We start from the raw sequence: 17383 nt of genomic DNA, 5'->3' as shown, positions 1-17383 counted from the left end.
CTATGGCGGATCGCCTGATGCAGTATTGACACTTGCCCCCGGCGATCCGTTCACAGGGATTTGGGGTGTCGATTTCCACCGGCGATTCAGGCGCGCCGGGCGTTCAGCACCAGTTGCGTCAGCACGCCCGCCACCAGCCCCCAGAACGCCGAACCGATCGACAATAGCGTGAGGCCCGAGGCCGTCACCATGAATGTCACCAGCGCCGCTTCGCGCTGTTTCAGGTCCTGCATCGCATTGGCGAGGCCGCTCATGATCGACCCAAACAGCGCCAGCGCGGCGACGGAGACGACCAGCGCCTTCGGCAAAGCGGCGAACAGCGCGGCGATGGTCGCGCCGAAAATCCCCGCGATCAGATAAAAAATGCCGCACCAGACCGCCGCGGTGTAACGCTTGTCGCGGTTTTCGTGCGCTTCGGGGCCGGTGCAGATCGCCGCCGTGATCGCCGCAAGATTGATGCCGTGCGAGCCGAATGGCGCGAGCAGCAGCGAGGCGATGCCGGTCGTCGAAATCAGCGGCGCGGAGGGCGTGGTGTAGCCGTCCGCGCGCAGCACGGCGATGCCCGGCACGTTCTGCGACGCCATCGCGACGACAAACAACGGAATGCCGATACTGATGCTCGCCGCGGCCGAAAACGCCGGCATCGTGAACACCGGATGGGCGAGCGCGACGTGAAAGCGGCTGAAGTCGAGCAGCCCGAGCCCGCCAGCAACCGCCGTGCCGACGATCAGCGTCGTCACGATCGCATAGCGCGGCGCGAGGCGTTTGACGATCAGGTAGGTGAAGAACATGGTCAGCACGAGCGCGGTCTGGAACTGCGCCGCGCGGAAAATCTCGATGCCGATCTCGAACAGAATGCCCGCCAGCAAAGCCGAGGCGATGCCGGCCGGGATTTTCTTCATCAGCGTGTCGAACCAGCCGGTCAGGCCGACCACCGTCAGCAACACCGCGCAGACGATAAACGCGCCGATCGCCTCAGGGTAGGCCACATGCGGCAGCGACGACACCAGCAGCGCCGCGCCCGGCGTCGACCAGGCAATCACGATCGGCGCGCGAAAGCGCAGCGAGAGGCCGATGGTGCAGAGCGCCATGCCGATCGACAGTGCCCAGATCCATGACGAAATCTGCGCATCGGTGAGATGCGCGGCCTGGCCCGCCTGGAACATCAGCACGAGCGAACTGGTATAGCCCGTCATCATGGCGACGAAACCGGCGACGACGGCGGACAGCGAGGTATCGGCAAACGGTCTGAGCCGCCCGGCGTGTGCGCTGGCAGGAGACAGATCGGGCGATGAAGACGGGTTCATGCTGAAGCTTTCTTATAGTTGGCGTGAAAACGTGAGCGGATTATTTGCTCAACATGCGCATCGCCGTTTCGAGTCCGGCGAGCGTGAGCGGATACATGCGATGGCCGAGCACTTCCCGGATCGCGCTGACCGATTGCCGGTACGCCCACAGACCTTCCGGCTCCGGATTGAGCCACGCGTAATGCGGAAAATGATCGGCGAGGCGGCGCAGCCACACGGCGCCCGCTTCGGCGTTGTTGTACTCGACCGAGCCGCCCGGCTGCAGCACTTCGTACGGACTCATGGTCGCGTCGCCGACGAAGATCAGCTTGTAGTCGGGCGTAAACTTGTGCAGCAGGTCCCACGTCGGCATGCGCTCGGCGTGACGGCGGCGATTGTTTTTCCACAGAAAATCGTACACACAGTTGTGGAAGTAATAGAACTCGAGATGCTTGAATTCGGCCTTCGCGGCGGAAAACAGCTCTTCGGTGCGCTTGATGTGATCGTCCATCGACCCGCCCACGTCAAGCAGCATCAGCACCTTTACCTTGTTGTGCCGTTCCGGCACCATCTTCAGGTCGAGCCAGCCGGCGTTCGCCGCGGTGCTGCGGATCGTGTCGGGCAGATCGAGCTCTTCTGCGGCGCCCTCGCGGGCAAAACGGCGCAAGCGGCGCAGCGCAACCTTGATGTTGCGGGTGCCGATTTCGACCTGGTCGTCGTAATCGCGATAGGCGCGCGCTTCCCACACCTTCACCGCGGTGCGATTACCCGCCGCGTCGCCGCCGATGCGCACGCCCTCAGGGTTATAGCCGCCGTTGCCGAACGGCGAGGTGCCGCCCGTGCCGATCCATTTGTTGCCGCCTTCGTGGCGCTCTTTCTGTTCGTCGAACAGTTCCTTCAGGCGCTCCATCAGCTTGTCGAGGCCGCCCATTGCTTCGATCTGCGCTTTTTCTTCGGGCGAAAGATCGCGTTGCAGCTTCTTCTTGAGCCAGTCGAGCGGAACGTCGAAAGCGAGCTCCGAGGCCTGGGCGACGCCGTTGAAATACGCGCCGAACGCCTGGTCGAACTTGTCGAAGTACTGCTCGTCCTTGACCAGCGTGATGCGCGCGAGATAGTAGAACTCGTCGAGCGACGGTGCGATGACGTTGGCTTTGAGCGCTTCGAGCAGCGTCAGGTATTCCTTCACCGACACCGGCAGTTTGGCGGCGCGCAGTGAGTAGAAGAAGTCGATCAGCATGCTGTGTCCTCGGCGGCGGATGTGCGGCGCGGCGCCTTCATCAACGGGTATTCGCGGTCAATCAACGGTTCATCAGCGGTTGTTGCGGTTCATGAAGATCAACCGCTCGAACAGGCTCACGTCCTGCTCGTTCTTCAGGAGCGCGCCGTGCAGCGGCGGGATGATCTGTTTCTGGTCGGACGAGCGCAGCGCTTCGGGCGGAATGTCTTCGGCGAGCAGCAGCTTTAGCCAGTCGAGCAGTTCCGAGGTGGACGGTTTCTTCTTCAGACCGGCGACGTTGCGCAACTCGAAAAAGCTCTGCATGGCCGCGGCGAGCAGTTCCTTCTTGATGCCGGGGTAGTGCACCTCGACGATCTGCTGCATGGTCACCGGGTCGGGGAATTTGATGTAGTGGAAAAAGCAGCGGCGCAGGAACGCGTCGGGGAGTTCCTTTTCGTTGTTCGACGTGATGATCACGAGCGGGCGCTTTTTGGCGCGGATCAGCTCGTGGGTCTCGTACACGTAGAACTCCATGCGGTCGAGTTCGCGCAGCAGGTCGTTCGGGAATTCGATGTCGGCCTTGTCGATCTCGTCGATCAGGAGCACCGTCTGCTCGTCCGACTCGAACGCCTGCCACAACACGCCCTTCACGATGTAGTTGCGGATATCCTTGACGCGTTCGTCGCCGAGTTGCGAATCGCGCAGGCGCGAGACCGCGTCGTACTCGTACAAGCCTTGCTGGGCCTTGGTGGTGGACTTGATGTGCCACTGCAGCAGCGGCATGCCGAGCGCGGCGGCGACTTCTTCGGCGAGCATGGTTTTGCCGGTGCCGGGTTCGCCCTTGATCAGCAAAGGGCGCTTCAGCGTCATCGCGGCGTTGACCGCGAGCTTGAGGTCGTCGGTGGCGACGTACTGCGATGAGCCTTCGAAACGCATGGCGAGATGCTCTTTTTTGGGAAAAAACCCAGTATAAGTCAGAAGGCCTGTTGCGCTGAAACGGCCTGGCGTAAGGTGTCACCCGCGGTGTCGGACGCCGGTTCGAGTGCGTATGCGGCGCTCGCGAGCAGCCCGTACCCGTCTGGCGTGTCCGGTGGGCGGGCGCGCCGGGCGGTGTGGGCCGGGCGCGCGGCGTTCGGCGCGCGGAACGAAGTCATGTGGAGCAGGCGCGGCGCAGCAAAATGGCGCTAGCCGTGGCTTTGCGGCGGCCGGATACGCTGCTGGCCCCGCGCGGTGGACGTTCGGCGCGGCGTCGCGGTACAATTAGCCCGATTTTTTTGGCCTGCGTGGCTACCCTATAAGAAGAACGGCGCGGGCCGTTGCCTTTTTGGGCGCCCGTTTCCCCTCAAGCCAGGTTACATGCTATGAATAAATTCGTCGGCAAACACGTCGTGATCGCAGCGCTGTCGGTGCTCGCGGGCTATGCGGCCAGTGCGCAGGCAGCGGATGTCGTCGGCAACGCGAAGGCGGGCCAAGGCAAGGTCGCGATGTGTATTGGCTGCCACGGCATCCCTGAATACCGCACGGCTTACCCTGAGGTCTACCGCGTGCCCATGCTCGGCGGCCAGAATCAGGCGTACCTCGAGAACGCCCTGCATGGCTACAAGAAGGGCGACCGCCACTTCGAAACGATGCGCGCGATCACCGCGTCGCTGTCCGATCAGGACATCGCCGACATCGCTGCCTACTACGCAGCGCAAAATTCCTCTTCGAAGAGCAATCCCGACAAGTGATCGGCTGCGGTCATCCAACCGGTCACTCGGCTATTTATATTCGCGGGATAGGAGAATTCATGAATAAGCCCCAACAGGCACTCCACACGGTGTTCAAGGCTGCATGCGCGTCGGCGGCAGTCATCGGTCTGGTTGCAGCGAGCGTCGCGCACGCCGCGGACGCCGGCAACGGCAAGGTGCTGGCGGACAGCCACAACTGCGCGGCTTGCCACGGCGCCAACCTGAACAAGCCGGTGAGCCCGGAATATCCGAAGCTCGCCGGTCAGCACGCCGACTACGTCTACTGGGCGCTGCGCCAGTACCAGATGGGCAATGGCAATCCGCACCTCGGTCGCAACAACGCGATCATGCAGGCGCAGGTGCAAAGCCTGTCGCAAGGCGACATGAAAGACATCGCGGCCTACATCGAATCGCTGGACGGCGCGCTGGTGCAGAAGAAGTAATCGCGTCGCACTGTTTTTGCGCTGCTTTCAGATTGAACGACACCTCGCTTCGGCGGGGTGTTTGCTTTTGGGACCGGGATTGGCTGGGTGCGCGGGTAAGTTCGATGACCACACGGACGGCAACTGCCGCTGAGCCGTCCTGGTGCGTTATGTCTTCGTTGCGTTATTTAGTTGCGTCGCTTAGTCCCGCGTGGCGCGCTGTTCGATGCGCTGCAAATACGCGTCGGTGTCCGGCGGGGTGCCGGTGCGTTGCGCTTCCCAGATGGTTTCGCCAAGGCAATCCATGATGGCGTGCTGCGCCTCGTGGGTCGAGCCGAGCCGGGCGGCAAGGCGCTCGTGCGCCGCGCGAATGCCCGGCGGCTGGTCGATCGACAACTGCTCGGTGATCGCCAGATGCATCGACAGATGCAGGAACGGGTTGGTCTGGCCGCGTTCGGGTGAGTAGTCCTGAGCCTGGGCGGCTTCCGTGCTGGTGAGGTCGGCGTGATATTCCGGATGCTCGACGATCCAGTCGGCAGCGATCGCTTCGAGCGGTGTCAGAATCTCGCCTTGACGCTGCTTGCGCCAGGTGTCGGTGAAAAATTGGCGGACTTCGTCGCGGCTGGGATTGAACATCGTGGGAGCGGTGCGTTGGGTGTGAGGCGGATTGGAAGGGGGTGATTTTACGCCGAGGCGGCGCGGCTTGCTGGTGGGGCGTCCTCGAACGTCAGCGAACGTCATGGGACGTCAGCGGCCCGAAGCGCGGCGGAAGCTGCGGGCGCACTGAGCGCGTACCCCGCTCGCATATGCCACATATCAATACGCCACGGCGATGCGGATACCTCTCATGGGCTCGCCGAGCGACACTACCGCCCTTAAAGATCCGGCGGCGGCGTCTTGGGCCGGAATTCGCACAGCGGCTCGATCGCGCAGTGCCAGCATTCAGGGCGCCGCGCTTTGCACACATAGCGGCCGTGCAGAATCAGCCAGTGGTGGGCATCCTGCTTGAATTCGGCGGGCGTGAATTTCTCCAGCGCCGCTTCGACCGCGCGCACGTCTTTGCCAGGCGCGAGCCCAGTTCGATTCGCAACCCGAAAGATGTGCGTATCGACCGCGATGGTCGGATGACCGAACGCCGTGTTCAGGATCACGTTCGCCGTTTTGCGGCCGACGCCCGGCAAGCTCTCGAGCGCTTCACGATCCTCCGGCACTTCGCCACCGTACTGGTCGAGCAGAATGCGGCAGGTTGCGATCACATTCTTTGCCTTGGTCCGATAGAGGCCAATCGTCTTGATGTAGCCGGCAACGCCTTCTTCGCCGAGATCGAACACCTTCTGCGGCGTGTTGGCGACCGGGAACATCTTGCGCATGGCCTTGTTCACCGAGACGTCGGTGGCTTGCGCCGACAGCAGCACGGCAATCAGCAGTTCGAACGGTGTGGTGTACTCGAGTTCGGTTGTGGGATGCGGGTTGAGACTTTGCAGCGTCTCGTAGATGGCGCGGCGTTTGTTCGCGTTCATGCGCAGCGTAGAGTTAAGGGTTAGCGCTTCGTGGGCGGAATTTCAGTGTTGCCCCCGGTGTTGCCCGGGGTATTGTCCGCAGCAAGTCCGAGACGGCGGCGGCGTGCTTCGGCGGCGTCGATCTGCGCCTGTACGTCGGCGCTGACGCGTTCCGTGTTCTGCGGCCCCAGGCCCTTGGCGGCCAACTCTTCTTTTTTCTGGCGGGCACGCTCGAGCGCGGCCTGGATGATCGCGCGTTTCTTCGCCTCGGCGGCGTCCGCTGCGGGCTCGGCGGGCGTTGCCACAACACTGGTTTCCATCACTTGAGCAGGTGCGCTGCTGACGGCTCGCCGCGCTGCAGCACGCGCCTCGGCCGCTTCGCGCTCGCGTGCGAGACGGGCCTCGCGCCGGTTGTGGCGTTCGCGCGCGGCATCGGCCAGGTTCTGGCTCCATGCGTCCCAACCGGTTGCTTCACCCGTGACCGACGGCATCGCAATGCAATCGACCGGGCAGGGCGGCACACACAGGTCGCAACCGGTACAGAGCGCGGCGATCACCGTATGCATCTGTTTCGGTGCGCCAACTATTGCATCGACCGGACACGCCTGCATGCATAGCGTGCAGCCGATGCAAACTTGTTCGTCGATAACCGCCAACGGACGTGGCCGTTCGACGCCGTTGGCGGAATTGAGCGGAATCACCGGTTTGCCGAGCAGTGCGGCGAGGCGCACGATGCCTTCGGCGCCACCCGGTGGACACTGGTTGTAGTTAGCCTCGCCATGGGCGACGGCTTCGGCATACGGGCGGCATGCGGGATAGCCGCACTTCGTGCATTGCGTTTGGGGCAGCAGATCTTCGATGCGGTCTGCGAGTGTTCTGGAATCGGTCACGGTCACGACGTTGGGGCTTGCCTCGTGGCCGCACAGCGTGCCGAGCGTGGCTCAGGGAAAACACGCGGCAGGCCAGGGTAACACAAAAGCGCTGCGCTTGAACTAAATAGCACATTATCGCCGATTTCCCCAATTGCCATCCGCAATCCATGTGCCATAATCGAAGCGCTTTTTCGAAAGACCGCAGAAGGGTGTTCCCCCCAACCAGCCCGTTCAGTGCTGTCGGTGCAAGGCCCGAGGAGAGGCCGGCGGTGCGATCCGGATAACGCGGCTCACGAAGACGATGCCACCATGAATCAGCCGAAAATCAAAAGAGATCCTGAAGGCACGCGGCGCCGCATTCTGCTTGCGGCGGCCGAAGAGTTTGCAAATGGAGGGTTGTTCGGCGCGCGCGTCGATCAGATCGCCCGCCGCGCGGAAACGAATGAGCGCATGCTCTATTACTACTTTGGTAGCAAGGAGCAGCTTTTCACTGCGGTACTTGAGCACGCCTTCAGCGCGCTCAACGAAGCGGAGCGAACGCTCGAACTGAACGGTATCGCACCGGTCGAGGCCGTCACACGTCTCGCGCATTTTGTTTGGGATTACTACCGCGATCATCCCGAGTTGCTGCGTCTCGTCAATAACGAGAATCTGCATGAGGCACGCTACATGCAGAAGTCGACGCGTATCCGCGAAATGATCTCGCCGATTGTGGCCACACTCGGCGGCATTCTGGAGCGTGGTCAACGCGCGGGGCTGTTTCGCACCAACGTCGATCCACTGCGTTTTTACGTGACGCTGTCCGGCATGGGCTATTACATCGTGTCGAACCGCTTCACGCTCGAAGCGACACTCGGTCGCGATTTCAGCACTGCGAGCGAACGCAGTGAGGTGATCCAGATGAACACCGAATTGCTGCTGGCGTATCTGTTGCGAAAGTAAGCCGCAGCGCGGCCGCGCATTTACGGCATAAGAAGCTGTAAAGCAGCCGTATAAGCAGCGGCAAAACAAGCGTCATGAGAAGCGTCGAAAACGACAACGGCCTCTGAAAAAGAGGCCGTTGTTTATCTCTGCATGCGCGGTGCTCAGGCTTCGATTTTTTCCTTCGCTACCTTCGGCGCCTTGTTGTGCTCGAGGATGAAGTCGCGCAGCTGCGGATAGATGATGGTGCGCCAGCGACGGCCCGAGAAAATGCCGTAGTGGCCGCATTTTTCCGCGGTGAAGTGACGCTTGTTCTTCTCCGGAATGCCGCTGCACAACTCTTGCGCGGCGAACGTCTGACCGTCGCCGGAGATATCGTCCAGTTCGCCTTCGATCGTGAAGAGCGCCGTCTTCGTGATGTCTTGCGGACGCACCCGTTCGCCCGCGACGTCCCACGTGCCTTCGGCCAGACTGAATTCCTGGAACACCACGCGGATTGTGTCGAGGTAATAGTCCGCGTCCATGTCGAGTACGGCGTTGTACTCGTCGTAGAAGCGGCGATGCGCTTCCGCGTCGTCTTCGTCGCCGCGCAGGAGGCTTTGGTAGAAATCCCAATGCGACGCCGCGTGCCGTTCCGGGTTCATCGCGACGAAACCGGTGTGTTGCAGGAAGCCCGGGTAAACCTTACGGCCGACGCCCGGATAGTTCGGCGGCACCGTGAAGATCACGTTGTTTTCGAACCATTCATACGAGTGCTGCGTGGCGAGCGAGTTGACCGAGGTCGGGCTTTTACGCGCGTCGATCGGGCCGCCCATCATGGTCATGGTGCGCGGCGTGTCTTCGCCGCGGCTCGCCATCAGCGAAATGGCGGCGAGCACCGGGACGGTGGGCTGGCATACCGAGATCACATGCAGATTCTTCGCGCCGATGTGGCGGATGAATTCCTGGATGTAGGCGATGTAATCGTCGAGATGAAACTCGCCTTCTTCGAGCGGCACCATGCGTGCGTCGATCCAGTCGGTCAGGTAAACCTTGTGGTCTTGCAGCAACGTGCGCACGGTATCGCGCAGCAGTGTGGCGTGGTGACCCGACAACGGTGCGCACACCAGTACGACCGGCTCATCTTTCAATTGGGTAACAGCGTCGCTGTCGTCCGCGAAACGCTTGAAGCGCAGCAGGCGGCAAAACGGTTTTTCGATGATCGTTTGTTCGATGATCGGAATGTTGTGACCGTCTTTGACAATCTGATGAAGGTTGAACTCAGGCTTTTCGTAATCTTTGCCGAGCCGGTAGAGCAGTTCGTAGCCGGCTGACAAGCGTGTGGCACCGGGCACATAGGCCAATGGACTGGCAGGATTCGCGAACGATTTCGACGCGGCCTGGGCCCAGGCGGTGAGGGGGCTCAACATCGCCCGCTGGAATTCGTGCAGTTGGTAGAGCATAGGTGCTCCGTTTAAGCGGTTCGCATGGGGCTTGGCAAACACGCGTGTGGCGTTGCGGCAGGCCGTATTGGTTGTAGGCACATTGATTTTCGGCCAACAGTCTGCTCGATCATACTGAACAAAGCGTACTTGTGCAATGCAGCAATTTGCGCGCGGGCTGCGCACAAACTGTCATTGAATCATGGTACTGGCGATGCTGCCGCGCCGCTATCGGGGGTTGCCGCAGCCTCAAGTTCTTCCGCCATGCTGCCGATATGCGGCGGCTGCCCGGTTGCCTGAGCCATGGCCTGTTCGTGCTTCATCAGGTTGAGGCCGGTGTGCACCAGCGCCACATGCGAAAACGCTTGCGGGAAATTACCCACCAGGCGCTGCGCGGCCGGATCGTACTCTTCCGCGAGCAGACCGACGTCATTGCAGAGGCCAAGCAGGCGTTCGTACATCGCGACGGCTTCGTCGATGCGGCCCTGCAACGCCAGGTTGTCCACCATCCAGAATGAACACGCGAGGAACGTGCCTTCACCGGGCGGCAGGCCGTCGTCGAATTCGGTGGTGCGGTAGCGCATCACGAAGCCGCCATGCATCAAGTCCTTTTCGATGGCTGCCACCGTGCCCTTGATGCGCGGATCCGTCGGTGGGAGAAAGCCCACCAGCGGCATCAGCAGCACGCTCGCATCGAGCTGATCGCTGCCGTAGCTCTGGGAGAACGCGTTGAGCGCCGGATTCCATGCCTTCGCGCAGACTTCCGCGTGGATCGTCGCGCGGGTTGCCCGCCATGCGTCGACTGGACCTTCCAGCTTGAACATCTCGGCCGACCGGATGGCGCGGTCGTAGGCGACCCACGCCATCACCTTGGAGAAGGTGAAGTGCTGACGGCCGCCACGAGTTTCCCAGATACCTTCGTCGGGCTCTTCCCAGATCGTGTCGAGATGGCTCAGCAACGCGCGCTGCACGTTCCATGCGGTGTCGTCCGCCTGCAGGCCGCCGACGCGCGCGAGATGCAGCGCGTTCATCACTTCGCCGTAGACGTCGAGCTGGCGCTGTCCGACCGCGTTGTTGCCGATCCGCACGGGCCTGGCATCCTGATAGCCCGGCAGCCAGTCGATTTCGAACTCGGGCAGGCGCCGCTCGCCGGCGATCCCGTACATGATCTGCAACTGATCCGGCGCGCCGGCCATCACGCGGCCGAGCCAGCTGCGCCACGCGCGTGCTTCGTCGTAGTAGCCGCCGCGCATCATCGCGAGCAGCGTGATGGTGGCGTCGCGCAGCCAGCAGTAGCGGTAATCCCAGTTGCGCGTGCCGCCCAACTGTTCCGGCAGCGACGTGGTCGGGGCGGCGACGATGCCGCCGGTCGGCTCGTACGCGAGCGCCTTCAGCGTAATCAGCGAACGGCGGATCGGCGCGGCCCATTTCCCTTCGACCGTGCTGCGCGCCGACCATTCGAGCCAGTGGTTCTCGGTGCGGGCGAGTGAGGTGTGCGGATCGCGGCTCGGCGGAATGCGCAGATGCGAGGCCGCATAGGCCAGCGAAAACGGCACGCGCTCGCCTTCGCTCACCGTGAACGTCGCGACGGTCTTCATGTCCTCGCCGCGCAGCTCGACCGGCGTACGCAGCACCGCAGTGTCCGGGCCGACGATCGCCTTGATGCCGCTGTCGTGCTGCAGGCGATCGACCCACGGAATCGAAAAACCGTAGTCGAAGCGCAACACCAGCTCCATCCGCATGCGCACCGTGCCGCGTTTGCCGACCACGATCCGCACCATCTCCGACCAGCCGTTGCCCGGCGGCATGAAGTCGATCAGGGTGACCGCGCCTTCCGGCGTTTCGAAATCGGTTTCCAGCACCAGTGTCTCGCCGCGATAACGGCGCGTGATCGTGGGCGGCGTATCCGAGACCGGCGAAATCAGCCAGCGGCCGTTGTCAGGCGTGCCGAGCAGGGCGGCGAAGCAGGCGCCGGAGTCGAAGCGCGGCCAGCAAAGCCAGTCGACGGAACCCTCGCGGGAGACGAGCGCGGCCGTGTGGCCGTCGCCGATGAGCGCATAGTCTTCGATGAGTGCGGGCATGGAGGAGCGTGTCAGTTTTAGGTGAGGCGAAGGCCGCCGCGCCAGGGTCATTGTCTTTACCGGACTCGCGCGATGCGTTTTGGTTCAGCATGCAATGCGGCTAAACGCGAGTGGGTAAATTGTCGAGTTGGTAAATTGTCAAATCACTGCCTACAATCGGTTTTCATGCCGATGCCCGGAGCTCGCTGGATCACGCGTCGGCCCTGCCCATGGCGCATGCAGACGCCGTTTTCGAGGACCTAAGCAATGCTGAACCCGTCGAAATCCGATTGCATCACAATTCTCTCCGCAGCCAGCGAACTCGCTGACGATTCGATGTTGCCGCTCGAACATGGCCGTCTGGGCCTGAGCCGCAACGGAATGCTGGCCGCGGCGGCTTTTCTGATCGAACGGGCCTGCTTCCGCCGTCATCAGGAAGGTGACGGCCATTATGCCGTCGGCGGATTGTCGCTGCAGGGGCGCTTGCGGCTGGATCAGCTTTCGAACGGCTGACTGCCTGTCTGTTCGTTGCGTGGGTTTGCGTCGTGAGGCTGTTCGCGCTCGCGTTGCATCGGGCATGGTGCATCCCACGCGAATCCGTCGCGCACGCATCGCGTCCCCGTGCCACGTGATGCACTGCCGCAGCCGCCATCGGTACGCTGTCATTTCCCACACTGAACTCCCTTCGCGCGAGACGTTGCCGGGCCGGCACTGCGCCCGGTCGTGCGTCCCTTGCAGGGTTCATGGCCGACTGCCTGCGCCGCTCAGAAGTGCGACGCTCCCACGCCGAAAATCCCAATGATGCCGATGATGATCAGATAGAGCGCGACGATGTAGTTCAACAGGCGCGGCATGACGAGAATCAGAATACCGGCGATCAACGAAACCAGCGGGCCCAGACTGAGTGTGACGTTCATGAAGACTCCATAGTGTGAGATGGGTGAGACGCGATTGAAAAAACTTCCCGCCAGGCGGGACAATTGCTACACATGCGTCGTTATGCCGGCCAGCCGGATTTGGCCGGGCGGCATCAGGCCCGGTTGCATCCGGCTGGCCGATTGCCGCCCGGCTCAAGTAGCCTGACCGGATTCACTGCAGAATCCGACACAACGCTTTTATACTTGCCTCGATAAAACAATACGACCGATTGCGCGGCAGACCAGAGACACCGTTACAACCAAATCAACCAGATAACCGATGTCCAGGAGGTCATATGCTTCGCAGTCACCGGGCCGTAGTGCGTGCCGTCTCAAGCGCTCCTTTACCTTGTGCTGCTCCATCCACCTTATGGTACGGCGGGAGGCCAGTTCCTCTGCGCTCCGCCCGTTCGATAATAAAAGGTTTCGTGCTCATGGTCTCGATTGTTGCTTCGCATGCGTTTGCGCAAGATTCCGGCCCGGTTCCCGCCGACGGCGTTTATGACATGCTGGTCGGCACTTACACCGGTGGGAAGAGCGAGGGGCTGTACGTCTATCGCTTCGACACGAAGACCGGGGAAGCGACCCGCGTCTCGGTCGCGCAGACGGTCAACCCGTCGTATCTGGTGGTGAGCCGCGACCGCCGCTTCGTCTATGCAGTCAACGAATTGCCCGGCGACAACGGCCCGGCCACGCAACGCGGCGGCATCAGCGCATTTCGTTTCGACGCCGCGAGCGGTCAGTTGACCTTTCTCAACAAGGTCTCCTCGGACGGCAATGACCCGTGCTATCTGAGCCTGTCGCCGGACGGCAAATATCTGCTGACCGCGAACTACTCGGTGGCGGCCGATCCGGGCGGCAGCTTTGCGGTGTTCCCATTGCAGGCGGATGGCCAGGTGGGTGCGTCGGTGCTCACGGTTCATCATGAAGGCGGCGGTCTGGTGAAGGGGCGTCAGGACAACTCGCACGTTCACTCCACGGTGTTCTCGCCGGACGGCCATTATCTGTTCGCGCAGGATCTGGGCGCCGACAAGCTGTACTCGTACCGCTACACGCCGGACGGAAGCCGCGGCCTGTTCGGCCCGACCGACTGGCGCTACACCCAGGAGAAAGCCGGTACGGGCCCGCGCCATCTGGTGTTCGGCGCGAACGGCAAGCATGCGTATCTGACGAGCGAACTGGCCGGCACGGTCAGCACTTTCAATTACGCCGATGGCAAGCTCACCCAGGTGCAGACGCTTTCATTGACCGAGCCTGGCTTCAAGGGCGCGGTGGGCGCCTCGGCGATCCATCTGTCGCCTGATGGGCGCTTTGTCTACGCGTCGAATCGTGGTGACGCGAACGATATCGTGATCTTCTCGGTCGATCCCATCAATGGTCATCTGAAAAAGATCGGGCACCAGCCGAGCCTCGGCAAGTCGCCGCGCGAATTCGCGATCGACCCGACCGGCAACTGGCTGATCGTCGGCAATCAGAACAGCGGCACGGTGTATGTGTTCAAGCGCGATCAGCAGAGTGGCTTGCTCGAAGCGAATCCGAAGCGGATCGAGATCGACTCGCCGGTGGACTTCAAGCTGGTGTCGCCGTCGTGAGACGGGGTTGCGCGCGATATGCACATGGGTGCGGCCGCGTTCAGCGCTTGACGTGAATACGAGCGAGCATCCACTCGGCGTGTGATGCGGATGCGCTTACGCATCCGTTGGCCGAGCCTGATCTGAATACGCGCGTTGCATAAAAAAACGGGTCGCTTCGAGCGGCCCGTTTTTTTATCGTCTGGCTTTTGTTGGCTGCCATGGGCACGTCGTGTTTATTCCGCCGGTCCCGGTGCGAGCACTTCACGGCTGCCGTTAATTCCCATCGCAGACACCAGGCCCGCCGTCTCCATCTGTTCGACGAGGCGCGCCGCGCGGTTATATCCGATACGCAATTGCCGCTGCACCGACGAGATCGACGCGCGCCGCGTACGCACCACGAAGGCAACGGCTTCGTCGTAAAGCGGATCGGCTTCGGCATCCGGCGTGTCGCCGAACAGATCGGGCGATGCGCCTTCGGTAGCCGGGCCGTCGAGGATGCCTTCTTCGTATTGCGGTTCACCGAACTGCTTCAGATACTCGACGATCCGGTGCACTTCCTCGTCGGCGACGAACGCGCCGTGCACCCGCTGCGGATAACCCGTGCCAGGCGGCAGGAACAGCATGTCACCCTGGCCGAGCAGCGATTCAGCGCCCATCTGATCGAGAATCGTGCGGGAGTCGATCTTCGACGACACCTGGAACGCGACGCGCGTCGGAATGTTTGCCTTGATGAGGCCGGTGATCACGTCCACTGACGGACGCTGCGTCGCCAGAATCAGGTGAATGCCGGCGGCGCGCGCCTTCTGCGCGAGACGCGCGATCAGCTCTTCGATCTTCTTGCCGGCGACCATCATCAGGTCGGCCAGTTCGTCGATCACCACCACGATCAACGGCAGCGGCGCGAGCGGTTCGGGCGCTTCCGGCGTCAGCGAGAACGGGTTGCCGAGCTTCTTGCCCTTGGCTTCCGTATCGCGGATCTTCTGGTTGAAGCCGGGCAGGTTGCGCACGCCGACCGCGGACATCAGGCGGTAGCGCTTCTCCATTTCGCCGACACACCAGTTCAGCGCGTTGGCGGCCAGCTTCATATCGGTCACGACTGGCGCGAGCAGATGCGGAATGCCTTCGTACACCGACAATTCCAGCATCTTCGGATCGATCATGATGAGCCGTACTTCTTCGGGCGTCGCTTTGTAAAGCAGCGAACAGATCATCGCGTTGATCGCCACCGACTTGCCTGAACCCGTCGTGCCCGCCACCAGCATGTGCGGCGCCTTCGCCAGATCGGCGACCACGGGATGGCCGGTGATGTCCTTGCCCATCGCCAGCGTCAACTGCGAATGCGAGTTCTGGTAGACGCTTGCTTCGAGGATTTCGGACAGGCGGATCGTCTGCCGCTTGGCATTCGGCAACTCGAGACCCATGCAGGTCTTGCCGGGAATCGTCTCGACCACGCGAATCGACGTGAGACCGAGGCCACGCGACAAATCCTTCATCAGGCCGACAATCTGGCTGCCGCGCACGCCGAGCGCCGGTTCGACTTCGAAACGCGTAATGACCGGGCCGGCTGAATGGCCGACCACGGTGACCGGCACCTTGAATTCCTGCAGACGCTGCTCGATCAGCAGGCCGGTTTCGATGAGCTTTTCTTCTGAAACGGGTTCGACGTCGGTGTCGGCGCGCGCGAGCAGATCGAGTGTCGGCAATTCGACCATCGATGCCGCGGGTGCGCGGAATTCGAAGCCGTTGGCGGGGCTGTGGCCGCGCAAGGGCGTGCGTTGGATTGAGGGCGCTGCCGGCTCTGTCGGTTCGGCGGGCTCCGCGGGTTCGGCAGATGCGGCAGGTTCGGCGCGCTCGGTCGAGGGTTCGATTGCGAGAGGACCTGCGGATAGTGCGGTTTGAGTGGTGGGAAGGCTCGGTATGATCGTTGTGCCTGGTGCCACAGGTGCCACCTGTGTTGCCGGTGCGCTCGGCGCGTAAGGCAGCGCGTTGGCGGGTTCGCCGACGATGGCAACAGAGGGCGCCGGTGTGGCCTGAACCGCGAAACTCGGGAAGCGAACTACGTTCGACGCATGCGATACGGCACTTTGCTGCAATACCGCAGCGACGACGGAAGAAGTGTCCGAGGCGGCGGAAGCGTTCAAATCGTCAGATGCCTCGGATACCTCGGATACCTCGGATGCCTCCGATGCTTTCGATGCGCCGGATGTGTCAGATGCGCTGGATACGCCCGGCAGGGCAGGGGCGTCCATCGTTTCCACTTCGACTGGCGCAGCTGCTTCGCTCGCGCTCGCGACGTTCCACGGCGGCGTGGAACGCTGCATCGGCACGAGCGTCGCGGTGTGCGCTTGCGTCGGCGGGATCTGTACAACGTGCTCTGTCGCGTCCTGCGACGGCACCGCAGCTTGACTGATCAACTGCTCGTGTTCAGTTGGCGTATTTGCGTTGCTATCGTTGTCAGCCTCGGATTGCGCCGGCTCGTCTTCGACGAACGGTGAGACGTCCGCATGCGCGCTGCGCGCTTCCAACTGGGCTGCAAAGATTTGAAACGGCGTGGGCGTGGGCATCGGCGATGCATACTGCGTGACTGGTGCTGGTACCGCTGCTTTAATTGGAGCCTCAGCCTCAGCCTCAGCCTCAGCCTCAGCCTCAGCCCCAGCCCCAGCCCCAGCCCCAGCCCCAGCCCCAGCCCCAGCCCCAGCCCCAGCCCCAGCCCCAGCCCCAGCCTGTACGACTGCCCCTACCTCTGCGAGTGCCCCTGCTTGTGCTGATGCCTCCATCAGCACTGATGCTGCTGCTTGTGCTTGTGCTGATGCTGAGACTGGCATCGGCATCGGTGCTTCTGCCAATGTCGCCGTATGCGTCTCAACCAACGGCGCCTGGATAACCGGCGGTTCAATCGGCCAATGCACGACGGGCTCAATATCTTCTTCGATTGCCGCATCAGAAGCGGTTTCGATTCCCGGCGTTCCAACCGGCGACTGCATCGCCGCATGGTTCGGCACAGCCTCGGCTACGTCCTGCAAAGGCGTGCTTGCGTCCCGCACCGCGGCCATTTCAACTTCGCTCGCACGCGATGAATCGACGCCCGATTGCTCAGCCACGACCCGCGGCTCGATGCTCGCTGGACTCGTCGTGATCATTGCGTTTTCCCCGCTGCTGCTGCGCGCGAGGCTGACGCCGGCGATGTCGGTCCAGCGCGCGGCGTTTTCCGCGATGCTGCGAAGCGTCTCCTGGACGCTGGCGGGCGGCGTGACCTTCTGCGCGGTGGCCATCGGCCGGGTATAACTCGGCGCCGGCGTGCTGAACGAAGCCGGCCGCCGCGTTGTCTGCGTCGGCACGGTCGGTTGTGCGGCTCGTGCCGCAGAGGCTGCTGAGGTCGCTGGTGCTACCGGTGCCGCCGCGCCCGACACGGCCTGTTGTGCCGCTCGCGCCGCAGCGGCCGGCGCGGCGACCGCACCCGCCACA

At 62.5% G+C, this 17383-nt stretch carries 15 protein-coding genes; 5 read left to right on the top strand and 10 right to left on the bottom strand.

Annotation, left to right across the window (positions count from 1 at the left end; translation table 11 throughout):
- Positions 1-86: 86 nt before the first annotated feature.
- From PQQ95_RS34975 to PQQ95_RS34965, 3 genes are all read right to left on the bottom strand, one after another.
- A complete protein-coding gene (locus tag PQQ95_RS34975; protein WP_408446525.1) occupies positions 87-1307 on the bottom strand; it encodes a benzoate/H(+) symporter BenE family transporter in 1221 nt (406 codons plus the stop codon).
- Positions 1308-1347: 40 nt separating this feature from the next.
- Complete coding sequence (locus PQQ95_RS34970) at positions 1348-2523, bottom strand: vWA domain-containing protein (protein ID WP_169486662.1); 1176 nt, start codon at positions 2521-2523, stop codon at positions 1348-1350.
- A 72-nt stretch (positions 2524-2595) separates the two neighbouring features.
- Positions 2596-3438 (bottom strand): AAA family ATPase, encoded by an 843-nt coding sequence (locus PQQ95_RS34965; RefSeq protein ID WP_063495172.1) that lies wholly within the window; start codon positions 3436-3438, stop codon positions 2596-2598.
- Positions 3439-3863: 425 nt separating this feature from the next.
- Here PQQ95_RS34965 and PQQ95_RS34960 point away from each other — a divergent pair, with 425 nt between their 5' ends.
- Positions 3864-4232 (top strand): c-type cytochrome, encoded by a 369-nt coding sequence (locus tag PQQ95_RS34960; protein ID WP_007175710.1) that lies wholly within the window; start codon positions 3864-3866, stop codon positions 4230-4232.
- Positions 4233-4291: 59 nt separating this feature from the next.
- Positions 4292-4675, top strand: a complete 384-nt coding sequence (locus PQQ95_RS34955; RefSeq protein ID WP_408446523.1) for a c-type cytochrome — start codon at positions 4292-4294, stop codon at positions 4673-4675.
- Between the two features lie 180 nt (positions 4676-4855).
- On the opposite strand, the gene PQQ95_RS34950 is transcribed toward PQQ95_RS34955, so the two are convergent.
- The 3 genes from PQQ95_RS34950 to rsxB form a co-directional block, all read right to left on the bottom strand.
- Positions 4856-5290, bottom strand: coding sequence for a DUF1841 family protein (locus PQQ95_RS34950; RefSeq protein ID WP_054035021.1), 435 nt, complete (start codon positions 5288-5290; stop codon positions 4856-4858).
- A 239-nt stretch (positions 5291-5529) separates the two neighbouring features.
- Positions 5530-6174: an endonuclease III gene (gene nth, locus PQQ95_RS34945; protein ID WP_408446521.1), complete on the bottom strand. Its 645-nt coding sequence runs from the start codon at positions 6172-6174 to the stop codon at positions 5530-5532.
- A 20-nt stretch (positions 6175-6194) separates the two neighbouring features.
- Positions 6195-7043, bottom strand: a complete 849-nt coding sequence (rsxB, locus tag PQQ95_RS34940; RefSeq protein WP_408446518.1) for an electron transport complex subunit RsxB — start codon at positions 7041-7043, stop codon at positions 6195-6197.
- Positions 7044-7334: 291 nt separating this feature from the next.
- Between rsxB and PQQ95_RS34935 the strand changes: the two genes are divergently transcribed.
- Positions 7335-7967: a TetR/AcrR family transcriptional regulator gene (locus PQQ95_RS34935; RefSeq protein ID WP_408446516.1), complete on the top strand. Its 633-nt coding sequence runs from the start codon at positions 7335-7337 to the stop codon at positions 7965-7967.
- A gap of 143 nt (positions 7968-8110) precedes the next feature.
- Here PQQ95_RS34935 and PQQ95_RS34930 read toward each other — a convergent pair whose 3' ends face one another.
- Together PQQ95_RS34930 and PQQ95_RS34925 are read right to left on the bottom strand one after the other, a co-directional pair.
- Positions 8111-9388: a polyhydroxyalkanoate depolymerase gene (locus PQQ95_RS34930; protein WP_408446514.1), complete on the bottom strand. Its 1278-nt coding sequence runs from the start codon at positions 9386-9388 to the stop codon at positions 8111-8113.
- 179 nt (positions 9389-9567) lie between these two features.
- Positions 9568-11448 (bottom strand): glycoside hydrolase family 15 protein, encoded by a 1881-nt coding sequence (locus PQQ95_RS34925; protein ID WP_408446512.1) that lies wholly within the window; start codon positions 11446-11448, stop codon positions 9568-9570.
- A gap of 246 nt (positions 11449-11694) precedes the next feature.
- Here PQQ95_RS34925 and PQQ95_RS34920 point away from each other — a divergent pair, with 246 nt between their 5' ends.
- Complete coding sequence (locus PQQ95_RS34920) at positions 11695-11940, top strand: hypothetical protein (protein ID WP_054035019.1); 246 nt, start codon at positions 11695-11697, stop codon at positions 11938-11940.
- A 251-nt stretch (positions 11941-12191) separates the two neighbouring features.
- Here PQQ95_RS34920 and PQQ95_RS34915 read toward each other — a convergent pair whose 3' ends face one another.
- Positions 12192-12344 (bottom strand): DUF3096 domain-containing protein, encoded by a 153-nt coding sequence (locus PQQ95_RS34915; RefSeq protein WP_073429502.1) that lies wholly within the window; start codon positions 12342-12344, stop codon positions 12192-12194.
- Between the two features lie 296 nt (positions 12345-12640).
- On the opposite strand from PQQ95_RS34915, the gene PQQ95_RS34910 reads away from it, so the two are divergent.
- Positions 12641-13936, top strand: a complete 1296-nt coding sequence (locus PQQ95_RS34910) for a lactonase family protein (RefSeq protein WP_459251997.1) — start codon at positions 12641-12643, stop codon at positions 13934-13936.
- 215 nt (positions 13937-14151) lie between these two features.
- Here PQQ95_RS34910 and PQQ95_RS34905 read toward each other — a convergent pair.
- Positions 14152-17383, bottom strand: a 3232-nt coding sequence (locus tag PQQ95_RS34905; protein ID WP_408446508.1) for a DNA translocase FtsK, incomplete at its 5' end; no start/stop codon positions are given.

Source organism: Paraburkholderia caffeinilytica (genome assembly GCF_046030355.1).
In the GTDB taxonomy this organism is placed as follows: domain Bacteria; phylum Pseudomonadota; class Gammaproteobacteria; order Burkholderiales; family Burkholderiaceae; genus Paraburkholderia; species Paraburkholderia caffeinilytica_B.
The sequence above is the reverse complement of the archived record's forward strand: the minus strand, read 5'-3'. Positions and strand labels throughout refer to the sequence as shown.

Excerpts from the sequence above, each read along its gene's own strand:
- PQQ95_RS34975 (WP_408446525.1), bottom strand. The coding sequence starts at position 1,307 with ATGAACCCGTCTTCATCGCCCGATCTGTCTCCTGCCAGCGCACACGCC.
- PQQ95_RS34970 (WP_169486662.1), bottom strand. The coding sequence starts at position 2,523 with ATGCTGATCGACTTCTTCTACTCACTGCGCGCCGCCAAACTGCCGGTG.
- PQQ95_RS34965 (WP_063495172.1), bottom strand. The coding sequence starts at position 3,438 with ATGCGTTTCGAAGGCTCATCGCAGTACGTCGCCACCGACGACCTCAAG.
- PQQ95_RS34960 (WP_007175710.1), top strand. The coding sequence starts at position 3,864 with ATGAATAAATTCGTCGGCAAACACGTCGTGATCGCAGCGCTGTCGGTG.
- PQQ95_RS34955 (WP_408446523.1), top strand. The coding sequence starts at position 4,292 with ATGAATAAGCCCCAACAGGCACTCCACACGGTGTTCAAGGCTGCATGC.
- PQQ95_RS34950 (WP_054035021.1), bottom strand. The coding sequence starts at position 5,290 with ATGTTCAATCCCAGCCGCGACGAAGTCCGCCAATTTTTCACCGACACC.
- nth (WP_408446521.1), bottom strand. The coding sequence starts at position 6,174 with ATGAACGCGAACAAACGCCGCGCCATCTACGAGACGCTGCAAAGTCTC.
- PQQ95_RS34935 (WP_408446516.1), top strand. The coding sequence starts at position 7,335 with ATGAATCAGCCGAAAATCAAAAGAGATCCTGAAGGCACGCGGCGCCGC.
- PQQ95_RS34930 (WP_408446514.1), bottom strand. The coding sequence starts at position 9,388 with ATGCTCTACCAACTGCACGAATTCCAGCGGGCGATGTTGAGCCCCCTC.
- PQQ95_RS34925 (WP_408446512.1), bottom strand. The coding sequence starts at position 11,448 with ATGCCCGCACTCATCGAAGACTATGCGCTCATCGGCGACGGCCACACG.
- PQQ95_RS34920 (WP_054035019.1), top strand. The coding sequence starts at position 11,695 with ATGCTGAACCCGTCGAAATCCGATTGCATCACAATTCTCTCCGCAGCC.
- PQQ95_RS34915 (WP_073429502.1), bottom strand. The coding sequence starts at position 12,344 with ATGAACGTCACACTCAGTCTGGGCCCGCTGGTTTCGTTGATCGCCGGT.
- PQQ95_RS34910 (WP_459251997.1), top strand. The coding sequence starts at position 12,641 with ATGCTTCGCAGTCACCGGGCCGTAGTGCGTGCCGTCTCAAGCGCTCCT.